The following is a 20,940-nucleotide window of genomic DNA, read 5'->3' as shown; positions in this document are numbered from 1 at the left end:
CCCCTTCGTGTTGTGTTGGTTTTTTGCCATTCCAACCCTATCCCCCACAAAAAAACCCCAGCACTCAACGGTCCGGGAGGGGGGTCAGTCGATCTGGTCGCCGTTTAGGGCCCTGGCTGCCAGGCGTTCCTCCTTGCTGACCTCCCACACCTCGTGCGCGGCGTGCAGCGCCAGCAGGATGATCGCGCAGCCGAGGACCAGGTCGGGCCACCCGGAGCCGGTCCAGGCGGTGACCAGGCCCATGGCGATCACCGCGACGTTGACCAGCACGTCGTTCCGGGCGGACAGGAACGCGGCGCGGCCGAGCGCGCCGCCGCCGTGGTGGACCCGGGCCAGGAGCCAGGCGCTGGTCCCGTTGACGGCTATCGCACCGAGGGACGCCAGGACGAGCGGCACGACGTCGGGCGCCGTCGGGCTCGCGAACCGCTGCGCCGCCTCCCAGGCGGCCACCGCGGCCGGGACCAGGAGGACCAGCGCCATGGCCTTGCCCATCACCGCCCGCCTCGCCAGCGGCCAGCTCAGCGCGACGAGGATGAGCACGTTGATCGCCGTGTCCTCGAGGAAGTCGACGCTGTCGGCCAGCAGCGAGACCGACCCGGCGGCGAGGGCCACGGAGAACTCGACGAAGAAGTAGGCGAGGTTGAGGGCCGCGACGACCGCCACGGTCCGGCGCAGCCGGGCGGCGTGCGGGTCGTCGGCGGGGCGCGCGTCCTGGTTGTCGGTCACGGTCACCCATTGTCCGTGCCAGGACGCGCGCCCGTTGCCTCAGTCCGCCGAGCGGATCATGGCGCGGACGCCGACCGTGAGACCCAGCGCGGCCGTGGCGAGCGCCGCCACCCAGCCCCAGGCGACCGTCGAGGACAGCAGGTCGCCCGCGAAGGCGGCCCGGCTGGAGTCGACGACGTAGCGCAGCGGGTTGAGGGCCGACGCCGCCCGCATCCACGCCGGACCGTTCTCCAGGGGCAGCAGCATCCCCGACAGCATCATGACCGGGAACAGGAACGTCTGCTGGACCACCCAGAACATCCACTCCTGCTTGCGCACCGCGAGCGCCAGCGCGTACGACAGCGAGCCGACGCCGATGCCGAGCACCGCGAGCTGCGCGAGCGTGAGCACCGTCCCGAGCGGGTCAGGGCGCAGGCCGAACGGCAGCATGACCAGCACGACGATCGCCGACTGGACGACGATCGGGACCATCTCCTTCAGCGCTCGCCCCACGAGCTGTGCCGGGCGGGACAGCGGGGTGACGAGCATGCGCTCGTGCACGCCCGACGTGAGGTCGAGCTGCAGGTTGGAGCCCGTCACCGACGTGCCGAACAGCGTGGTCATCGCGAGCACGGCGGGCACGAACCACAGCCAGACGTCGCCGCCGAGCGCCTCGCCGGCCGAGCCGGCCAGGAGCGGGCCGAACAGCCCGAGGAAGACCAGCGGCTGCACGAGGCCGAAGACCAGGGAGAACGGGTCGCGTACCACGGGGTGGAGCTCGCGGACCAGGACGATCCGGGTGTCGCGCAGGAAGCTGCGGCGGGGGAGCGGCCGGGCCGTGCCGGAGGCGGTGGCGCCGGATGCGTCGGTGCCGGGGGTCAGGGTCGCGGCGCTCATGCCAGGACCTCCTTCTTGTCGGTGCTGGTCGAGTTGTCGGTGCTGGTCGAGCGGGCGGTTCCGGCGGGCTCACCCGGCGAGGTCTCCCGCAGGCTGCGTCCGGTGAGGTTCAGGAAGACGTCGTCGAGCGTGGGCCGGGTGACGTCCACGCGGCTGACCGGGACACCCGCGGCGTCCGCGGCGCGGAGCAGCCCCGGTGTGGCACCGGGTCCGTCGGCGGTGCGGATCTCGACGGTCCTCGCCCCACCTGCCGCGCCGGCCTCGACCCGTACGGATCGCGTGCCTGGCGCCCGCTCCGCGATGGCGGCCAGCGCCGTCGCGTGCTCGGCCGCCACGCCCAGGGTGACGAGGTCGCCCGCGAGGTCGGCCTTCAGCGCGTCGGCGGTGGCGTCCGCGATGACCTGCCCGTGGTCGACCACGATCACCCGCTCGGCGAACGTGTCGGCCTCGTCGAGGTAGTGCGTGGTGAGCACGATGGTCATGGGCTCGGCCGCAGCGGTGCGCATGCGGAGGATGTGCTCCCACAGGTTGGCGCGGTTGTGCGGGTCCAGCCCGGTCGACGGCTCGTCGAGGAACAGCAGCGACGGCTCGTGGACCAGGCCGACGGCCACGTCGAGCCGGCGCTTCTGGCCGCCGGACAGGCTCTCGATCTTGCGGTCCGCCTGCTCGGTCAGGTCGAGGGCCTCGACCAGCTCCGCGGCGCGGCTGCGGGCCGTCCGCCGGTCCAGGCCGTAGATCTCGCCCTGGGTGACCAGCTCGTCGCGCACGAGCTGGGACGCCCCGCCGGCACCGCCCTGGCCGACGTAGCCGATGGCGGCACGGACACGGTCGGGGCGGGTGGCGACGTCGTACCCGGCGACCTCCGCGGTGCCCGACGTCGGCGGGATGAGCGTCGTCAGCATGCGCAGCGTGGTGGTCTTGCCCGCGCCGTTGGGGCCGAGCACGGCCACCAGCTCGCCGGGTTCGACGTCGAGCGAGATGCCGCGCACTGCGTGCACTGTGCGGGTACGGCTCACCACGAAGTCCTTGGTGAGCGCTTGGGTGCGGATCACGGTGTCTCCTTCTTGCGGTCTGGCGTGCGGTCTGGTTCGTCCCTGCTGGCTACGTGTCCCACTCTCTCGGTAGTAGCGGTCAGGTTCTGGCCTTTACCCCGTGCGATGCTGAACTCATGCTCGAGACCTCCGGACGCCTCCTCGCCCTCCTGTCGCTCCTCCAGGCCCGCCGGGACTGGCCCGGTGCGCTCCTGGCCGACCGGCTGAACGTGAGCCCCCGCACCGTGCGGCGCGACGTCGACCGCCTGCGCGAGCTGGGCTACCCCGTCAACGCCACCAAGGGGCCCGACGGCGGCTACCGTCTCGACGCGGGCGCCGAGCTCCCGCCGCTGCTGTTCGACGACGAGCAGGCGGTCGCCGTCGCGATCGCACTCCGCACCGGGACGATCCCCGGCGCGGAGGAGGGCGCGCTGCGGGCCCTTGCCACCATCCGGCAGGTGATGCCCGCCAGGCTCAGGGCCCGGCTGGACGCGCTCGAGGTGACAACGGTGCGGCGTCGGCGGGCCGGGGCGGACGAGCCGGTGGTCGACCCCGACCTGCTCCTGTCCCTCGGCTCGGCGTGCCACGCCCGCGAGGTGGTGCGCTTCGACTACGAGGGCGGCACGATGCCCGCGATCGGCGAGGGCGAGGGCGCCTTCCGGCCGCCGCGCCGGGTCGAGCCGCACCATCTCGTGACGTCGGACGGGCGCTGGTACCTCGTGGCGTTCGACCTCGACCGCGACGACTGGCGGATGTTCCGGGTGGACCGGATGCGGCTGCGCACCGGGACCGGGCCGCGGTTCACGTTCCGGGAGGTGCCCGGCGGCTCCGTCGCGGACTTCGTCGGCTCCCGGATCAGCGGGTCGCCGTCACCGATGCACGGCGAGGCGGTGCTCCACGCACGGGCCGCCGACATCGCCCCGTGGGTAGGTGGCCAGGGCCTGTGCGAGCCGCTGCCGGACGTCGACGGCGTGCCCCGCTGCCGTGTCGGGCTCGGTTCGTGGTCGTGGGGCGGCCTGGCCGCGCGGTTCGGCGCGTTCGACGTGCCCTTCGAGGTGGAGGGGCCGCCGGAGCTGGTGGAGGCGACCCGCGAGCTGGCCGGCAGGTACCGCGCGTCGCTGCCGGACGACGAGCCCAGCCAGTAGGTTGTGCGCGTTCCCAGAAACGGACACAGCAGACACAGACCAGCAGACAAGAGAGCGTGCGCATGACGAATCTGTCCGACTTCAGCGACGACGAGCTGGGCCACATCCTGGACGCCCCGGGAGCGGTGCTGAAGGGCGCCACCCTGGCGGACGGACGGCCCGGCGCGATCCGGTTCATCCGGGAGACCGCGACCGGCGCCAAGGTGTTCCGGGAGGCGCAGCAGCACCAGAACGACTTCATCCAGTCGGTGGCGCTCGCGCTGCGGGACAGGCTCAAGGACGAGGAGGCGGCGGCCGAGCGGTCCCTGGCCGACAAGGTGGGAACGCCGGAGGGCGTCGCCGTGCCGGAGGACCCGCGTCCGAACCCGGAGCGGGACACGGCGAGGGCGGTCGAGCTGACCGCGGCGTCGATGGCGGTGCTGCGGGAGCGGGCGGACCAGGAGGACCTCGCCGCCTACGGCGAGTGGCTGCTGCGGATCGCCACGGAGGTCGTCAAGGCCACCAAGTCCAAGGAGGGTGGCTTCTTCAGCAAGCGCCTCGCGGTCAGCGCGGGCGAGCAGGACTACCTCGACCGGCTGACGGCGGCGATCGGCCGCTGACGTCCCTGGACCACGGTGCTGACTCGGCGCACGTGGTGGCACGAGTCAGCGCCGTGGTCCGACCAGCTCACTGACTCGGCGCACGACGTGCGGCCAGGCAGCACCGTGGTCAGGCCGGGCGCTCCCTGGCGTACTCGAGCTCGGGCCGCCCGCGTGCGCCGTAGCGGGGCGCCCGGGACGCGACCCCGGCGTCCGCGAGGAACTCCAGGTAGCGGCGCGCGGTGATGCGCGCGAGGTGGAGCTCGTCCGCGACCTCGCTCGCCGACAGTGCGCCGGGCCGCCGGGCCAGCAGGTCGGACACCGCGTCCAGGGTGTCCTGGGACAGTCCCTTCGGCAGCCCCGTGGCGTTGGAGGTCCGCAGCGCCGCGAACGCCGTGTCCACCTCACGCTGGCTGAGGGTTGAGACCGGCGAGCGCATCTGCTCGAAGTACTTGCGGTACGCGCCGAGCTTCTCGGCGAACAGCCCGAACACGAACGGCTTGATCAGGTACTGCACGACGCCGATGGCGACCGCCTCGCGCACCGTCTCGAGCTCGCGGGCCGCCGTCACCGCTATGACGTCCACGACCAGGCCCGCCGCGCGCAGCTGCCGGCACAGGACCAGGCCGTGCAGGTCGGGCAGGTTCATGTCGAGCAGGAGCAGGTGCACCTCCTCGCCCGCGGCCTGGGCGTCGCGCAGCGCCCGTACGGTCTCGCTCGCGGTGTGCACCACCCCGGCCAGCTCGAAGCCCTCGACCCGGCGCACGTACTCGCCGTGCGCCTGGGCCGTGCGGTTGTCGTCCTCCACGACCAGTACCCGGATCATGGTCCGCTCACCCGCGCCCCGGCGGCGCCGGCCGACCGCGCGCCCGCGGTTCCGGCCGCCCGTACCCGCGGCGCGTCGGCGGCCGGACGGGGCAGCGTGACCGTGAAGACCGCCCCGGTGCCCTGCGACACCTCGATGTCGCCGCCGAGGCTCTCCACCACCTGGCGCACGAGCGCCAGCCCGTAGCCCCGCCCGCCGGCGGTCGCGTCCTTGGTGCTCCAGCCGTGCTCGAAGATGCGGTCGCGGTCCGTCTCGGCGATGCCGGCCCCGCTGTCGGAGACCTGGAACACCAGCGAGCCGTCGTCCCCGTTGGCGAGATACACCTCGACCCACGCCTCGCCGGCCGGCTCCGTGGTGTCGTCCAGGGCGCGGGCCGCGGCGGCGTCCGTGGCGTTGTCGATCAGGTTGCCCAGGATCGTCACGACGTCGACCGGCTCCAGCCAGTGCGTACCCGGCGCGAGGTGCGTCTCGAAGTGCATCTCCACCGCTCGTTCGCGTGCCTGTGCCGCCTTGCCCAGCACGAGCGCCGCGATGACGGGTTCCTCGATCGCCTGCACCACGCGGTCCGTGAGCCGCTGGCCGAGGTCGCGCTCGCTCGCGACGAAGCGCAGCGCCTCGTCGCTGCGGCCCAGCTCGATGAGGGTGGCGATGGTGTGCAGGCGGTTGCTGAAGTCGTGGGTCTGGGCGCGCAGCGCGTCCGAGATGGTGCGCACCGACGACAGCTCGCCGGTGATCCGCTGCAGCTCCGTGCGGTCGCGCAGGGAGATCACCTCGCCGACGTTCCGGCCCGACGCCGCCGCGGTGTCGCGGCCCACCAGCAGCACCCGGTCGCCCACCCGGACCGGCCCCTCGGGCGTGTCGCCGCCGAGCACGTCACGGACGGCGGGGGACAGCCGCGGGTCGGCGACGGCGAACGGGGCCGCGAGGTCGGGCACGCCGAGCAGGCGCAGCGCCTCGTCGTTGGCGAGCACCACCGTGCCGTCCTCGACGAGCAGCATGCCCTCCTCGACCGAGTGCAGCACCGCCTCGTGCGCGGTGAACAGGTGCGCGAGCTCGTCCGGGCCCTTGCTCTCCGTGATCCGGTCCAGACGGCGCGCGAGCAGGGCCGCGGCGACGGCGCCCGCGCCGAACGCCAGGAGCGTGCCGACGCCGACGATCACCAGGCGCGGGACGATGCTGTCCCACAGCCGGTCGAGCGTCACCCCTGCCGACACGAGGCCCACCACCTCGCCGTCGTCCGCCACGACCGGGACCACCGCACGGACCGACGGGCCGAGCGTGCCGTCGTAGACCTCCGTGAACGTCTCGCCGCGCAGGGCCGGAGCGGTGCTGCCGACGAACGCGCGGCCGATCTGCCACTCGTTGCGGTGCGTGTACCGGGTCCGGTCGGTGTCCATGACGGTGAGGTAGTCGATCTCCGTCGCCTCCATGACCCGTTCGGCATACGGCTGCAGCACGCGCGACGCCTCGGCCACCGAGCCCGCCCGGTCGGTGGCGGCGTCGGCGTGCGCCCGGCCGACCGTGTCGATCACCAGCGACTCCGCGGCCACCGTGGCCGCCAGGTCCGTGCTCTCCTTCGCCGCGTGCGTCTGGGCGGTGGACCGGGCGTCGAGCACCAGCAGCCCGAAGACGACCATCGCGCCGACGAACAGCAGCGTCGTGTGCACGGCGAGGAACCACCTCGCGATACTCGCACCCCGTCGCTGCGCCACGGACCCATTGTGACCCCCGGCGCCGCCGGGCCCGACCAGGTGGAACCCCTTCGGAGAACATTAAGTACGCAATGGCGGGATTCACCGCTCCGCCCAGCACTCTTGTCGCTGACCACACAGCGTTGTGAGAGGAAAAGACCAATGGCGGAAACGTTGCCCGCCGGCCCCGGGACCACCCCGCGCCGCCGGCTCGACAAGAGTCACTACCTGTACATCGCGGTGATCGTCGCCGTCGTGGCCGGCGTCATCGTGGGCCTTGCGTCCCCCGAGACCGGAGTGGCGCTCAAGCCGCTCGGCACCGGGTTCGTCGACCTGATCAAGATGATGATCTCGCCGGTGATCTTCTGCACCATCGTGCTGGGCATCGGATCCATCGCGAAGGCCGCGACGGTCGGCCGGGTCGGCGGCCTCGCGCTCCTCTACTTCATCGTCATGTCGACCTTCGCGCTCGTGATCGGCCTGGTCGTCGGCAACCTGCTGCACCCGGGCGAGGGCCTGTCCATCGCGGGCACCACCTACGAGGCGGAGGGCGAGGCGTCGTCCCTCACCGAGTTCGTGCTCGGCATCATCCCCACCACGCTCGTCTCGCCGCTCACCGGCGAGTCCGTGCTGCAGACCCTGTTCGTCGCGCTGCTGGTCGGGTTCGCCATCCAGCAGCTCGGCGCTCGCGGCAAGCCCGCCCTCGAGGCGATCCGGCTGCTCCAGTCGATAGTCTTCCGGGTCCTGACGATGATCCTGTGGGTCGCGCCGGTCGGCGCGTTCGGCGCCATCGCGGCGGTCGTCGGCGAGACCGGCTGGGGCGCCGTCGTCCAGCTCGGCACCCTGATGGCCGGGTTCTACATCACGTGCGTCCTGTTCATCGTCCTCGTGCTCGGCACCGTGCTGAAGCTCGTGTCCGGCGTGAACATCTTCCGGCTCATGAAGTACCTGGCCCGCGAGTACCTGCTGATCGTCAGCACCTCGTCGTCCGAGTCGGCCCTGCCGCGCCTGATCGCCAAGATGGAGCACCTGGGCGTGTCCAAGCCGGTCGTCGGCATCACGGTGCCGACCGGGTACTCGTTCAACCTGGACGGCACGGCCATCTACCTGACCATGGCGTCGCTGTTCATCGCCTCGGCCATGGGCACGCCGCTGTCGGTCCCCGAGCAGATCGGCATGCTCGTCTTCATGATCATCGCCTCCAAGGGCGCGGCCGGCGTCACCGGTGCGGGCCTGGCGACCCTCGCCGGCGGCCTGCAGACCTACCGCCCCGACCTGGTCGACGGCGTCGGGATCATCGTCGGCATCGACCGCTTCATGTCCGAGGCGCGCGCGGTGACCAACTTCACGGGTAACGCCGTCGCGACGGTGGTCATCGGTACCTGGACCAAGGAGATCGACGGCGAGCGCGTGGCCCAGGTGCTCTCCGGCGACATCCCGTTCGACGAGAGCGCGATGGACGACACGCACGGAGCCCCGGCCGACGAAGGCTCCCGCAACGACTCCGCCGGCGGCGACGCCGACGGGCCGAGCACCGGCTCCCGCGAGAAGGTGGTCGAGCCGGCCACGGTCTGAGACCGCGGACCTGACCGGCGGCGGTCCGGGCACTCTGGGGGTGCCTGGACCGCCGTCATTTTTCTGTGAAGATATGGACGCGGCGTACACATCTGTGTTTATATGAACGCACAGTCCACATCGGAACCTCAGGAGGATGCCATGAGCACCACCAGCACCACTCGGGTCGCCCTCGTCACCGGCGGCTCCGGCGGCATCGGCCGCGCCGTCGTCGAGCGCCTCGCCGCGGACGGCTTCGCCGTCGCCGTCCACTACGCGGGCAACCAGGCCAGGGCCGAGGAGGTCGTCGCCCGGATCGCCGCGTCGGGCGGGCAGGCGATCGCCGTCGGCGGCGACGTCGCGGACGAGGAGGCCATGGCCGCCGCGTTCGACGCGACGGAGGCGGCGTTCGGCGGGATCGACGTGGTGGTGAACACCGCGGGGATCATGATCCTCGGCCCTGTCGCGAGCTTCGACCTGGCCGACCTCGACCGCATGCACCGCACCAACATCCGCGGCTCGTTCGTCGTGGCGCAGCAGGCGGCCCGCCGCGTCCGGCCGGGCGGCGCGATCATCGGCTTCTCCACGAGCCAGACCCGCCTGCAGCACCCCACCTACGCGCCCTACGCGGCGTCCAAGGCGGCGGTCGAGGCCCTGACCCTGGTGCTCGCGCGCGAGCTGCGGGGCAAGGACATCACCGTCAACGCCGTCGCCCCCGGGCCGACCGCCACGCCGCTGTTCCTCGACGGCAAGGACGAGGAGACCGTCGGCAGGCTCGCGGGCCTCGCGCCCCTGGAGCGCCTCGGCACCCCGGACGACGTCGCCGAGACCGTCGCCTTCCTCGCCGGTCCCGCCCGCTGGGTCAACGGGCAGACGGTCTACGTCAACGGAGGCATCGCATGAGCAACGTCATCGTCATCACCGGGGCGTCGTCCGGCTTCGGCGCCCTCACCGCCCGCGCGCTCGCGGACGCGGGTGACACCGTCTACGCGGGCATGCGCCAGACCGAGGGCCGCAACGCGCCGCAGGTCGAGGCCGCGCAGGCCTACGCCGCCGAGCACGGGGTGGACCTGCGGGCCGTCGAGCTCGACGTGAGCTCCCAGGACTCCATCGACCGCGCAGCGGCGCGGATCCAGGCGGAGCACGGCCGCATCGACGTGCTGATCCACAACGCGGGGCACATGGTCGTCGGGCCGGCCGAGGCGTTCACGCCCGAGCAGCTCGCGGAGCTGTACGACATCAACGTGCTCTCCACCCAGCGCGTGAACCGGGCGGTCCTGCCCGGCATGCGCGCCCGTGGCGAGGGCCTCGTGGTCTGGGTGTCGAGCTCCAGCGTCAAGGGCGGTACGCCGCCCTACCTCGCCCCGTACTTCGCCGCAAAGGCCGGCATGGACTCCCTCGCGGTGTCCTACGCCGCCGAGCTGTCCCGCTGGGGCGTCGAGACGTCGATAGTGGTGCCCGGCTCGTTCACCAGCGGCACGAACCACTTCGCGCACGCCGGCCATCCGGCTGACGCGGACGTCGAGGCCGCGTACGAGACCCGGTACGCCGGCCTGATGGGCCAGGTGGCCGAGAAGCTCGCGGCCCTGGCGCCCGAGGACGCTGACGCCTCGCTGGTCTCCGACGAGATCGCCCGCATCGTCGCCCTGCCCGCAGGTCAGCGGCCGTACCGGGTGCACATCGACCCGGCCGACGACGGCTCGGCGGCGGTCTCCGACCTCGCCGACCGCACCCGCCGCGACTTCCTCGGCCGGGTCGGCCTGGGCGATCTCCTCACGGTAGACGCCGGGTCGGCCCGCGAACGCCGGTAGTGGTCGCCAGACCTAGACTGGCGGGCGCTGACCAGGACCTAGTCGACCAGCACCCAGGGGGAGCACACGTGGAGAACGAGGCGACGGCGTCCGCCGTCGAGGTGCCTGGTGCACGCAGCCGACGGCGCGGGCGGCGGCCGGCCGACGAGGTGCGGGGCGACGTGCTGCGCACCGTGGGGGAGCTGCTGCTCGGCGAGGGCATCGCCGACCTGACGTTCGAGCGGGTCGCGCGGCTGTCCGGCGTCAGCAAGACCACGCTGTACAAGTGGTGGCCCTCCAGGGGCGCGCTGGCGCTCGACGGGTACTTCCACGCGGTCCAGGAGACGCTCGCCTTCCCGGACACGGGCGACATCCGCGCCGACCTCCTGGACCAGCTCCACGCGTTCGTCCGCCTGATGACCACGACGCCGGGGGGCCGGATCCTCGCGGAGCTGATCGGCGAGTCCCAGACGGACAAGGACCTCGCGGTCGCGTACCGGACCCTGTACTCCTCCGGGCGGCGCGCGCTGGCGGGGGAGCGGCTGGCGCGGGCGCAGGAGCAGGGCCAGCTGCGGGACGACGTCGACGTGCAGGTGGTCGTCGACCAGCTCTGGGGCGCCGTCTACCACCGCCTCCTGATCCCGGACGAGCCGATCACGGACGGCTTCGTCGAGGCACTGGTGGGCAACCTGCTGGACGGGATCGCCACGAGGTAGCCGATCCCGCCCGGCAGGTCACCCGCGTCCGGACAGCAGCCCGACCAGGGACGTGGCCAGCACGCGGTCGACCGGCCCGGGCACTGCGGACACCCCGGCCGGCCCGGCCTGTCCGGCCACGATCGCGGCCAGGCTGCGGGCCTGGAGCGCGAAGCCGAGGTCCATCGCCTGGATCGGGTTGCCCGACGCCGCAGTGAGGTTGAGCATGTGCGTGCCGTGCAGGAGCACGATTTCGCGCCCGTCCCGCAGGACGGATGGCAGGTCGGAAGCGCGCATGGTGGTTCCCTGGTGGTCGTGACGGGCGGGCGGCGGTGCGCCGGCACGACGATGTGCGGGCGCGGGCGTTCCGTCACTCAGGGATGCAGCTCGCGGCGGTCCTCGTCCGCGCCGTACAGCGGGGCGCGACGACGCGAGCACGTCGTCTCCATGCTGTAGCTCTCGGCTGCGGTCCAGAACACCCCTCGAATCTAGCAGCGCTGAGTGCTGGGTATCTGCGGGTCTCGGGCCCGAAAGTGCACAAATACCCAGCACTCAACAGGGCAGTCAGCGGACGAGGCACGGGCGCTTCGGGTCGAACTCCCATCCCGGGACCAGGTACCGCATGGCCAGCGCGTCGTCACGGGCGCCAAGGCCGTGCTCCAGGTACAGCTCGTGCGCGGCGGCCAGGCGGTCGCGGTCCAGCTCGACGCCGAGGCCCGGCGTCGTCGTCACCGCGATCGCGCCGTCGCGGATCTGGGGCGGCGCCGTCGTCAGGCCCTGCCCGTCCTGCCAGATCCAGTGCGTGTCCAGCGCGGTGATCGTGCCGGGCGCCGCCGCGCCGACGTGCGTGAACATGGCCAGCGAGACGTCGAGGTGGTTGTTGGAGTGCGATCCCCAGGTCAGCCCGAACTCGTGGCAGAGCTGCGCCACGCGCACCGAGCCGGCCATGGTCCAGAAGTGCGGGTCGGCGAGCGGGATGTCGACGGCGCCCGCACGCACGGCGTGCGCCAGCTCGCGCCAGTCCGTCGCGATCATGTTGGTCGCGGTCGGCAGGCCGGTCGCCCGCCGGAACTCCGCCATGACCTCGCGGCCGGAGAACCGGCCCTCCGCGCCGCACGGGTCCTCGGCGTAGGCGACGACGCCGCGCATGCGTCCGCCCAGCCGGACCGCCTCGGCGAGCGGCCAGCCGCCGTTGGGGTCGAGCGTGATCCGGGCGTCGGGGAACCGCTCCTTGAGCGCCACGACGGCGTCGACCTCCAGGTCGCCCGCCTGTACGCCGCCCTTGAGCTTGAAGTCCGTGAAGCCGTAGCGTGCGGCGGCGGCCTCCGCCAGCCGCACGACGGCGTCGGGCGTCAGGGCCTGCTCGCGGCGCAGCCGGCCCCAGGCGTCGGACTCGTCGTCCCCGCGCAGGTACGGCAGGTCGGTCGCGTCCGGGTCGCCCACGTAGAAGAGGTAGCCGAGCATCGGCACGGCCTCGCGCTGGACGCCGTCGCCGAGCAGCTCGGCGACGGGCACGCCCAGGTCCTGGCCGTGCAGGTCGAGCAGCGCGGACTCCAGGGCCGTGACGGCGTGCACGGTGGTGCGCAGGTCGAACGTCTGCAGGCCGCGCCCGGCCGCGTCGCGGTCGGCGAACGCGGCGGAGACGGTGCGCAGCAGGCTGCGGTACCGGGCAACGGGCTGCCCGACGACGAGCCGCCCCGCCTCCTCGATCGTGGCCCGGATCTTCTCCCCGCCGGGCACCTCGCCCAGCCCGGTGCGGCCGTCGGAGTCCGTGACGATTGCGATGTTCCGCGTGAAGAACGGGGCGTGCGCACCGGACAGGTTCAGCAGCATCGAGTCGTGGCCCGCGACGGGCACCACCTCGACCCGGGCGATCGTGGGGTGGGCGCTCACCGGCCGGCCTCCAGCACGCCGTCGACCCGGCGCGTCAGGTGCCACGGGTTGTCCGACCGGACCGGCTCGGGCAGCAGGTACTCCGGCAGGTTCTGGTACGCGACGGGGCGCAGGAACCGCTCGATCGCGAGCGAACCCACGGACGTGCTGCGGGAGTCGGACGTCGCGGGGAACGGCCCGCCGTGCACCATCGCGTGCCCCACCTCGACGCCGGTCGGCCAGCCGTTCGCGAGGATGCGGCCCGCCTTGCGCTCCAGGACGGGCAGCAGCGCCGCGGCGGCCTCCCGGTCGGCCTCGGTCAGGTGCAGCGTCACCGTGAGCTGCCCCTCCAGGCGCTCGACGGCGGCGAGCAGCTCGCCGGCGTCGGCGTACCGGACCACCAGCGAGGCGGCGCCGAAGATCTCGGCCTGCAGCACCGGGTTGCTCAGCAGCGTCGGGACGGCGCTCGCGAACACGGCCGGCGCGGGCGCGTTCTCGCTGCCGCCCGGGGAGCCCGCACCGACCAGGTGCACGCCGTCCTGCGCTGCGAGCGTGTCCACGCCCCGCTGCCAGGCCTCGGCGATGCCCGCCGTCAGCATGGTCTGGCCCGCGGTGGCGGCGGCGGCGCGCCCGGCCGCCTCGACGAAGGCGTCGCCGCGCGCGCCGTCCGGCACGAGGACCAGCCCGGGAGCGGTGCAGAGCTGGCCCGACGAGCCGGTCACCGACGTGAGGTACGCGGCGGCGAGCGAGTCGACGTCGCCGGCCAGGGCGCCGTCGAGCAGGATCGTCGGGTTGATGGAGCTCATCTCGGCGTAGACAGGGATGGGCACCGGGCGGGCGGCCGCCGCCGCGACGAGCGCGAGGCCGCCGCCCCGGGAGCCGGTGAAGCCGACGGCCTGGATCACGGGGTCCGTCACGAGGGCCTTGCCCACGGCGTTGCCGGGCCCGTAGACCAGGGAGAAGACACCGGGGTGCAGGCCGCATTCCGCGACGGCGTCGGCCACCGCACGGCCGACGAGCTCGGCGGTGCCGGGGTGCGCGTTGTGCGCCTTGACGACGACGGGGCAGCCCGCGGCCAGCGCCGAGGCGGTGTCGCCGCCGGCGGTGGAGAAGGCGAGCGGGAAGTTGCTCGCGCCGAACACGGCGACGGGGCCGAGCGGCACCTTGCGCTGCCGGATGTCGGCGCGGGGCAGGGGAGTGCGGTCGGGCAGCGCCGGGTCGACCCGCACGCCGCGGTGGTCGCCCTGCCGCACGACCTGGGCGAACAGGCGTAGCTGCCCGGTGGTCCGGGCGACCTCCCCCGTCAGGCGGGCCGCCGGGAGGCCGGTCTCGCGCACGGCGCGCGGGACGACGTCGGGCCCGATGGCGTCGATGTTGTCCGCGATCTGTTCCAGGAACCGGGCGTGCGGTTCCGGGGCGAGCGTGGAGAAGGAGGCGAAGGCCTCCTGCGCGGCGGCGGTCGCGCGGGCGACCTGGGCGTCGTCGAGCAGCGAGTAGGCGGGCTCGAGGGCCTGCGCCGTCGCCGGGTCCTGGCCGGCGACGGTGCCCGCCCCGCCTGCCAGCGGCGCGCCGGCGACTATCGAGTGTCCGGTGAGCTCGGTCGTGGTCATCGTCTCTCTCCCGTGCTGTTTCGGGCGGTTGGTGCGTCGGCGGGTCGTGCGTCAGCGGACGCCGGCGTCGTCGATCAGGGTGCCCAGGTCCTTCAGGTCGCGGTCGGTCAGGTCCTGCAGGGGCGGGCGGACGCCGCCCAGGTCCCGGCCGACTGCCTTCAGGCCGCCCTTGACTATCGATACCCCGTATCCCTTGGCGCGGTCGCGGATGTCGAGGTAGGGCAGCACGAACCGGCGCAGCTTCTCGGTCACGGCCGCGTGGTCCTGGGCACGCACGTCCCGGTAGAAGTCCAGGGCGAACTCGGGCACGAAGTTGTACATGGCCGACGAGTAGGTGCTCATGCCGAGCTGGAGCAGCGGCAGCGCGAAGGTCTCCGCCGTGGGCAGCCCGCCGAGGTAGAAGAGCCGGTCACCGTTCGTGGCGTGGACGCGGGTGAGCTGTTCGATGTCGCCGACGGCGTCCTTGAACCCGATGAAGTTGGGGTGCCGCTCCGCGAGCCGTGCGACGGTCTGCGCGGAGTACACGGCGTTGCCGCGGTTGTAGACGATGACGCCGAGGCTCGTGGCGGCGCAGATGGCGGAGGCGTGCTCCAGGAGCCCGTCCTGGTCGCACTCGGTCAGGTACGGGGGCAGCAGCAGGAGCCCTTCCGCGCCGGCGGCCTCAGCGGCCCGCGCGTTCGCGATGGCCTGGGCGGTGTTGCCGCCCGCGCTGCCGAGCACGGGGGTGCGTCCGGCCGCGGTCTCGACGGCGAGCCGCACCACGCGGGCCGACTCCTCGGGGGTCAGGCTGAACCCCTCGCCCGTGCCGCCGGCGGCGAACAGGCCGCCGATCTCGAAGCTCGACTGCCAGTCGATGTGCTCGCGGTAGCGCTCCTCGTCGATCTCCCCGTCCCCGGTGAACGGGGTGACGGGGAACGAGAGCAGCCCGTCCTTGAGGGAGACGGCGAGCTCCTGGGGTGCGTACGTGGCCAAGGGGCCCCTCCTGTGACAGACGTCGGCGATGGCGTGCTGGTCGCCAACCTAGGAATCTCGAACGATGCCTGTCCAAGCCCGAAAGTGCATCAACTGATACCCCAGCAACATCACCGGCCCTCCTCTTCCGCTGAGTGCTGGGTATTTGCGGGTTCGAACCGTTTCGATCCCACAAATACCCAGCACTCAACGAGGGTCAGTCGTTTGGGTGGAGGAAGGTCAGGAAGGTGTGTAGGGCCGGGTTTTTTGATGTGCGGTTCCAGATGGCGTGGAGCTCGACGACGCCGTGCGGCACGTCGCCCAGCTCGACGAACGTGACCCCCGGCAGGCCGAGGAGCCGGGCCGACTCGGGGACGAACGCGACGCCGCGGCCCGCTGCGACCAGCGAGCACATCGTGAGGATCTGGCTGACGACGTGCACGACGTTCGCGTGCTCGACGTCGATGTAGCGCACCACCATGTCGTAAAAGTAGCGGGCCTTGGTGGGGTGGTGCCCGATCACCGCCTGCTCGCGCAGGTCGCCGACGACGACGGGCCGGTCCAGCCGGGCGAACGCGTGCCCGTCCGGCACGGCCAGGACCAGGTCCTCCGAGAGGAGCAGCCGCGAGTCGAAGCTCTCCTGGTCGAACGGCGGCCGGCCGAGGGCGAGGTCGAGCTCACCGCGCCGGATCGCCTCGATCTGCTCGATCGTGACCAGCTCCTGGAGGTCGAGGTCGACGTCGGGCATGAACTCGGCGATCTCCTGGACGAGCGTGCCAAGCAGGCTGAAGCCGGACGCGGCGGTGAAGCCGAGGCGCAGCACGCCGGCCCTGCCCGCCGCGATCTTCCGGGCGAGCGCCGGGGCGGCGTCGGCGGCGGTCAGCAGGCGGCGTGCCTCCTCGAGGAAGGCGGCGCCCGCCGTCGTCAGCTCGACATGCCGGTTGTCCCGCTCCAAAAGCGGCACCCCCACCGCGCGTTCGAGCTTCTGGATCTGGCGGCTGAGCGGGGGCTGGGTCATGTTCAGCCGCTCCGCGGCGCGGCCGAAGTGGAGCTCCTCCGCGACGGCCTGGAAGCAGCGGACCTGATCGAGGGTGTACACGACGACCTTTCCGGGACTCGATGCATTCCGAGAATCAAGCAATGCAGTAAGAGGCTTAGACAGGCATCGTACGGGCTTCCTATGCTCGACGACCGACCGGGACAGGCCTTTTCGATCCGATCCCGATCCCTGATCTCTGTGTCCCGATATCTGTGTCCCGATCTCAATGAGGAGAGAGCCGCGATGACAACTCCCGCCGACCGGACCCTGCGCACCCGCAGGGCCTTCCTCGGAGCCGGCGCCGCGTTCGCCGCCCTGACCCTCGCCGCCTGCGGCGGGAACGTGGCCGGAGGGTCCGACGCCGACGGCTTCCCGAGCGGACCCGTGACCATCACCGTGGGCCAGGACGCCGGAGGCTCCACCGACCTGATCGCCCGCGCCGTCGCCGAGGGCATGGCCGAGGACCTCGGCGAGTCCGTGCCCGTGGTCAACCGGGCCGGCGCCAACGGCGCGCTCGCGACCGAGGAGGTCGCCGCCAAGCCCGCCGACGGCCACGAGCTGATCCTGCTCAACGCTTCCCTCATCACGATCACCCCGCTGGCGGTGTCCGAGGACGAGGCGGTGAGCCTGGACGACCTCGAGGTGCTCAAGGGTCTGTCACAGGACGACTACGTGCTGCTCGCCAGCGCCGAGTCCGGCTTCGAGACCTTCGACGACCTCAAGGCGGCGTCCGGCGACGTCACGTACGGCACCACCGGCGTGGGCACCGGCTCGCAGCTCGCGCAGGCGGTCCTGTTCGCGCAGGCCGACGTCGAGGGCACCGCGGTCCCGTTCGACTCCGGCTCGCCCGCACTCACCGCCGTCGTCGGCGACCAGGTCCAGGTGGCCACCGTGCAGCTCGGCGAGGCCAAGCCGCAGATCGACGCGGGCAAGGTGGTGCCGCTGCTGGCGTTCTCGGCCGAGCGCAACCAGTTCCTCCCGGACGTGCCGACCGCCGTCGAGGAGGGGTACGACGTGCCCGTCTCGCAGTACCGCGCCGTCGCCGCCCCGAAGGGCCTGCCGGAGGACGTCAAGGCCCGGCTCGTGAAGTCGATAGACGCCGCGATCGCGACCGACACGTACCAGGAGTTCAACGAGAACAACCTGCTCACGCCGCACGAGATCTCCGGCGAAGAGGTCACCGCGGAGTGGACGGAGCTCGCCGAGAAGTACCAGGCGCTCACCGACGAGTACGACATCAGCCTCGCGGAAGGCTGACCGGTCGTGAAGAGCCCAGCCGTGCGGACCGCCGAGCCGGTCGAGCCCCTCGAGCCCGTCGACGACGCCGCACCGCCCGCCGCCGGCCCGGTCGCCAACCTGGCCGCGTGCCTGGTGACCGCCGGTGTCGGGGTGGCGGGCGCGGTGGCGGCCGTGGCCCTGGGCCTCGGCACGCCGTCGCGGCCCGGTGCCGGGCTCTGGCCGCTCGCGGTGAGCGTCGCGATCGTCGTGCTGTCCCTCGCCCAGGCGGTCGTCGGACGCCGGGGCGGGGACGGCGAGAAGTTCTCCCGGTACTCGTGGCTCTCGCTGGCCGGCCTCGCGACGCTGCTCGGGCTCGTGGCGCTCCTGCCGGTGATCGGCTTCGAGATCCCCGCGCTGCTCCTGAGCCTCGTCTGGATGAAGCTCCTCGGCGGGGAGTCCTGGCGGTCCGCCGTCCTGTACTCGGTGCTCGTGGTCGGCGCGCTCTACGCGGTCTTCGTCGGGGCGCTCGGCACGAACGTCCCGCACCTCTTCTGACCTGACCGCACGACTCAGACCGCCCACAAAGGGAATCACGTGGAATCGCTGCAGAACGTCCTGGCCGGCTTCGCCGTCGTGCTTGAACCGACGAATCTCCTGTACTGCCTGGTCGGCGTGGTCATCGGCATGCTTATCGGTGTGCTGCCGGGCCTCGGCCCGGCGGCGACCATCGCCATCCTGCTCCCGCTGACCTATGGCGTGGAGCCGGTGACCGCGATCATCATGCTCGCCGGGATCTTCTACGGCGCCCAGTACGGCGGCACCATCACCTCGGTGCTGCTGCGGCTGCCGGGGGAGGCCAGCTCGGTGGTCACCGTCCTGGACGGGCATGCGCTCGCCAGGCAGGGCCGGGCGGGCACGGCGCTCGGCATCGCCGCCATCGGCTCGTTCGTTGGCGGCACGGTCGCCATCATCGGGTTGACGTTCCTCGCGCCGGTCGTGGCGGGTTTCGCCGTCGACTTCGGGCCGCCCGAGTACACGGCGCTCGCGCTGCTGGGCATCCTGCTGGTCTCCACCATCGCGTCCGGCGCCAAGCTCAAGGCGCTGATCGCCGCGGCGATCGGGCTGCTGCTCGCCACCGTCGGCCGGGACGCCTTCACGGGCGCCGAACGGTTCACGTTCGACAGCCTCAGCCTGGCGGACGGCATCGACTTCGTACCCGTCGCCATGGGCCTGTTCGGCCTCGGCGAGATCCTGTACAACCTTCAGGAGCGGCACCGCGCCGTGCACGCGCCCGGCAAGATCGCGAACGTCTGGCCCTCACGCAAGGACCTGCGCGAGTCCTCCGGGGCCGTGACCCGCGGGTCCGTGCTCGGCTTCTTCCTCGGCATCCTGCCCGGCGGCGGCGCGACCATCGCCTCCATGGCGGCCTACGCCGCCGAGAAGAAGCGCGCCAAGGACCCCAGCCGCTTCGGCAAGGGCGCCATCGAGGGCGTCGCAGGCCCGGAGACGGCGAACAACGCCGCCGCGACCAGCTCCTTCATCCCGCTGCTCACCCTCGGCATCCCCGCCAACGCGACCATGGCCCTCATGTTCGGCGCCCTGCTGATCCAGGGCATCACGCCGGGCCCGCAGCTCGTCACCGAGCACCCCGACCTGTTCTGGGGCGTCGTCAACTCGATGTACATCGGCAACGTGCTGCTGCTGATCATGTCGATCCCGCTGGTCGGCGTCTTCGTCCGCATCCTGCGGGTGCGCGCGGCGATCCTCGCGCCTGCCACCGCGCTCATCACGATGATCGGCGCGTACACGATCAACAACTCCGTGTTCGACGTGCTCCTGGTCGTCGTCTTCGGAGCCGTCGGCTACCTGATGAAGAAGTTCGGCTTCGAGCCCGGGCCGCTCGTGCTGGCGTTCGTGCTCGGCTCCCTGCTCGAGTCCAGCCTGCGGCGCTCGCTGCTCATGTTCGACGGGTCCGCCGCCGGCTTCTTCACCCGGCCCATCTCCGCGACGCTGCTGGTCGTGTTCGTGGTGGTCGCCGTGCTGCCGCTGGTCCGGTCCGTGCGCGATCGACGGGCGGCCCAGATGCCGGCCCAGAACCGAGAGGAAGAGTCAGTATGACCATCGTCGTCGGCTACGTGCCCACCCCTGCCGGAGAGGCCGCCGCGCGGGCGGCGATCACCGAGGCCCGGCTCCGGGACGAGGACCTGCTCGTCGTGAACTCGGCACGCGAGGGTTCAGTGGTGGAGACCACCGTCGCGACGACGGAGGACCTGTCCCGGGTCCTCACCCTGGCGGACGACGCCGGGGTGCGGGCCGAGGTGGTACGCGGCACGCACCGCGACGACTTCACCGACGAGATCCTGGACCTGGCCGAGAAGCACGACGCGTCGCTCATCGTGATCGGCCTGCGCCGCCGGAGCACGGTCGGGAAGTTCATCATGGGGTCGGTGGCGCAGCGCATCCTGCTGCAGGCGGACCATCCCGTGCTGGCGGTCAAGCCGCGCTAGGGACCCCGAGCGGTTGACCATGCGGTTGCTGCCAGGACACGGCCCGGTCTGGCAGGAACCGCATGGTCAGGTCGCGCCGTCTGCCGTGGCCGCGCCCGACTCGGCAAGAAGCCGGCGGCGCGAGCCCGCCAGGTGGACCCGCATCGCCGCCGCGGCTGCCAGCGGGTCCTGCGACTCCAGCGCCGCGAGCACCGCCCGGTGCTCCTGCACGACGGCGGTGAAGCGGCCGCCGTCGTGCCGGTCGAGGCGGCCGCGCGGCATGGCGATCATCTGCGGCCCGAGCCGGTCCAGGGCCTCCAGCAGGAACCTGTTGCCGGCGGCCTCGGCCACGAGGCGGTGGAAGGCGAAGTCGTGCTGCATGGCGGTCGCCGGATGGCCGTCCGAGGACGCGAGGGAGTCGAGGCGGTCGGCCAGCGCCGCGAGCTGGGCCGGCGTACGCCGGGTCGCGGCGAGCGCGGCTGCCTCGGCCTCCAGCGCGAGGCGGTACTCGACCAGGGCGAGCCGGTCGGCCAGCGAACGGGCGAGCGGCGGGGCGCCGTCGGCGTCGTCGGCCGGGGGAGTGAGCGCGTAGCTGCCGCTGCCCCGCCGGGTGTGGACCAGGCCCTCGAGGTTCAGGCGCGCTATCGCCTCGCGGACGACGGTGCGGCTCACCCCGTGCTCGGCCGCCAGCCGCGGCTCGCTGGGCAGCTTCTCGCCCGGGGCGATGTCGCCGCTCACGATGCGGTTCCGCAGCGACTCCACCAGGGTGCCGCTCAAGGTCATGGCCATGTGCTCATGCTTCCATCTCCCGCGAGGTAGAGCGCCTGTCCGGACACGCGCTCTACCTCGCCG

21 protein-coding genes are annotated in these 20,940 nt (G+C 72.4%); 10 read left to right on the top strand and 11 right to left on the bottom strand.

Annotated features, from left to right (window positions below; translation table 11 throughout):
- Positions 1-84: 84 nt before the first annotated feature.
- From ACFWE2_RS09510 to ACFWE2_RS09500, 3 genes are read right to left on the bottom strand one after another with little or no spacing between them, the layout of a single operon-like run.
- On the bottom strand, positions 85-726 hold the full coding sequence (locus ACFWE2_RS09510; protein WP_377223976.1) for a cation transporter: 642 nt from the start codon (positions 724-726) through the stop codon (positions 85-87).
- A gap of 39 nt (positions 727-765) precedes the next feature.
- Positions 766-1,602 (bottom strand): ABC transporter permease, encoded by an 837-nt coding sequence (locus tag ACFWE2_RS09505; protein WP_377223975.1) that lies wholly within the window; start codon positions 1,600-1,602, stop codon positions 766-768.
- Complete coding sequence (locus tag ACFWE2_RS09500; protein ID WP_377223974.1) at positions 1,599-2,654, bottom strand: ATP-binding cassette domain-containing protein; 1,056 nt, start codon at positions 2,652-2,654, stop codon at positions 1,599-1,601. The genes ACFWE2_RS09505 and ACFWE2_RS09500 overlap by 4 nt, the downstream gene beginning before the upstream one ends.
- Before the next feature lie 116 nt (positions 2,655-2,770).
- Here ACFWE2_RS09500 and ACFWE2_RS09495 point away from each other — a divergent pair, with 116 nt between their 5' ends.
- Complete coding sequence (locus ACFWE2_RS09495) at positions 2,771-3,778, top strand: helix-turn-helix transcriptional regulator (RefSeq protein WP_377223973.1); 1,008 nt, start codon at positions 2,771-2,773, stop codon at positions 3,776-3,778.
- A 62-nt stretch (positions 3,779-3,840) separates the two neighbouring features.
- On the top strand, positions 3,841-4,377 hold the full coding sequence (locus tag ACFWE2_RS09490; RefSeq protein ID WP_377223972.1) for a hypothetical protein: 537 nt from the start codon (positions 3,841-3,843) through the stop codon (positions 4,375-4,377).
- A 109-nt stretch (positions 4,378-4,486) separates the two neighbouring features.
- On the opposite strand, the gene ACFWE2_RS09485 is transcribed toward ACFWE2_RS09490, so the two are convergent.
- Positions 4,487-5,182 (bottom strand): response regulator, encoded by a 696-nt coding sequence (locus tag ACFWE2_RS09485; RefSeq protein WP_377223971.1) that lies wholly within the window; start codon positions 5,180-5,182, stop codon positions 4,487-4,489.
- Positions 5,179-6,894, bottom strand: coding sequence for an ATP-binding protein (locus ACFWE2_RS09480; protein ID WP_377223970.1), 1,716 nt, complete (start codon positions 6,892-6,894; stop codon positions 5,179-5,181). Before ACFWE2_RS09480 ends, ACFWE2_RS09485 begins: the two co-directional genes overlap by 4 nt.
- 141 nt (positions 6,895-7,035) lie before the next feature.
- Between ACFWE2_RS09480 and ACFWE2_RS09475 the strand changes: the two genes are divergently transcribed.
- The 4 genes from ACFWE2_RS09475 (at position 7,036) to ACFWE2_RS09460 (ending at position 10,933) form a co-directional block, all read left to right on the top strand.
- A complete protein-coding gene (locus tag ACFWE2_RS09475) occupies positions 7,036-8,448 on the top strand; it encodes a cation:dicarboxylate symporter family transporter (protein WP_377223969.1) in 1,413 nt (470 codons plus the stop codon).
- Between the two features lie 141 nt (positions 8,449-8,589).
- The gene (locus ACFWE2_RS09470; RefSeq protein WP_377223968.1) at positions 8,590-9,330 is read left to right on the top strand and encodes an SDR family oxidoreductase; all 741 of its coding nucleotides are present in this window, start codon (positions 8,590-8,592) and stop codon (positions 9,328-9,330) included.
- Entirely contained in the window at positions 9,327-10,238 is a 912-nt protein-coding gene (locus ACFWE2_RS09465) for an SDR family oxidoreductase (RefSeq protein ID WP_377223967.1), read from the top strand. The genes ACFWE2_RS09470 and ACFWE2_RS09465 overlap by 4 nt, the downstream gene beginning before the upstream one ends.
- A 68-nt stretch (positions 10,239-10,306) precedes the next feature.
- Positions 10,307-10,933, top strand: a complete 627-nt coding sequence (locus ACFWE2_RS09460) for a TetR-like C-terminal domain-containing protein (protein WP_377223966.1) — start codon at positions 10,307-10,309, stop codon at positions 10,931-10,933.
- A gap of 18 nt (positions 10,934-10,951) precedes the next feature.
- On the opposite strand, the gene ACFWE2_RS09455 is transcribed toward ACFWE2_RS09460, so the two are convergent.
- The 5 genes from ACFWE2_RS09455 to ACFWE2_RS09435 form a co-directional block, all read right to left on the bottom strand.
- On the bottom strand, positions 10,952-11,209 hold the full coding sequence (locus ACFWE2_RS09455) for a hypothetical protein (RefSeq protein WP_377223965.1): 258 nt from the start codon (positions 11,207-11,209) through the stop codon (positions 10,952-10,954).
- Between the two features lie 267 nt (positions 11,210-11,476).
- Positions 11,477-12,805 carry an enolase C-terminal domain-like protein gene (locus ACFWE2_RS09450; protein WP_377223964.1) on the bottom strand — a complete coding sequence of 443 codons (1,329 nt, stop codon included), beginning with the start codon at positions 12,803-12,805 and terminating at the stop codon, positions 11,477-11,479.
- Positions 12,802-14,394 (bottom strand): aldehyde dehydrogenase (NADP(+)), encoded by a 1,593-nt coding sequence (locus ACFWE2_RS09445; RefSeq protein WP_377223963.1) that lies wholly within the window; start codon positions 14,392-14,394, stop codon positions 12,802-12,804. Before ACFWE2_RS09445 ends, ACFWE2_RS09450 begins: the two co-directional genes overlap by 4 nt.
- A 51-nt stretch (positions 14,395-14,445) precedes the next feature.
- A complete protein-coding gene (gene kdgD, locus ACFWE2_RS09440; RefSeq protein WP_377223962.1) occupies positions 14,446-15,366 on the bottom strand; it encodes a 5-dehydro-4-deoxyglucarate dehydratase in 921 nt (306 codons plus the stop codon).
- A 196-nt stretch (positions 15,367-15,562) separates the two neighbouring features.
- Entirely contained in the window at positions 15,563-16,444 is an 882-nt protein-coding gene (locus ACFWE2_RS09435) for a LysR family transcriptional regulator (protein ID WP_377223961.1), read from the bottom strand.
- A gap of 183 nt (positions 16,445-16,627) precedes the next feature.
- On the opposite strand from ACFWE2_RS09435, the gene ACFWE2_RS09430 reads away from it, so the two are divergent.
- The 4 genes from ACFWE2_RS09430 to ACFWE2_RS09415 are packed head-to-tail and all read left to right on the top strand — an operon-like array spanning position 16,628 to position 20,109.
- Positions 16,628-17,641 carry a tripartite tricarboxylate transporter substrate binding protein gene (locus ACFWE2_RS09430; RefSeq protein ID WP_377223960.1) on the top strand — a complete coding sequence of 338 codons (1,014 nt, stop codon included), beginning with the start codon at positions 16,628-16,630 and terminating at the stop codon, positions 17,639-17,641.
- A 6-nt stretch (positions 17,642-17,647) separates the two neighbouring features.
- A complete protein-coding gene (locus ACFWE2_RS09425; protein WP_377223959.1) occupies positions 17,648-18,157 on the top strand; it encodes a tripartite tricarboxylate transporter TctB family protein in 510 nt (169 codons plus the stop codon).
- A gap of 39 nt (positions 18,158-18,196) precedes the next feature.
- Positions 18,197-19,720, top strand: coding sequence for a tripartite tricarboxylate transporter permease (locus tag ACFWE2_RS09420; protein ID WP_377223958.1), 1,524 nt, complete (start codon positions 18,197-18,199; stop codon positions 19,718-19,720).
- Positions 19,717-20,109, top strand: coding sequence for a universal stress protein (locus tag ACFWE2_RS09415; protein WP_377223957.1), 393 nt, complete (start codon positions 19,717-19,719; stop codon positions 20,107-20,109). The genes ACFWE2_RS09420 and ACFWE2_RS09415 overlap by 4 nt, the downstream gene beginning before the upstream one ends.
- A 66-nt stretch (positions 20,110-20,175) precedes the next feature.
- Here the strand turns inward: ACFWE2_RS09415 and ACFWE2_RS09410 are convergent, their stop codons facing one another.
- Positions 20,176-20,877, bottom strand: a complete 702-nt coding sequence (locus ACFWE2_RS09410; RefSeq protein WP_377223956.1) for a FadR/GntR family transcriptional regulator — start codon at positions 20,875-20,877, stop codon at positions 20,176-20,178.
- Positions 20,878-20,940: the final 63 nt, after the last annotated feature.

The organism is Promicromonospora sp. NPDC060271 (genome assembly GCF_042726755.1).
Lineage (GTDB): Bacteria > Actinomycetota > Actinomycetes > Actinomycetales > Cellulomonadaceae > Promicromonospora.
The sequence above is the reverse complement of the archived record's forward strand: the minus strand, read 5'-3'. Positions and strand labels throughout refer to the sequence as shown.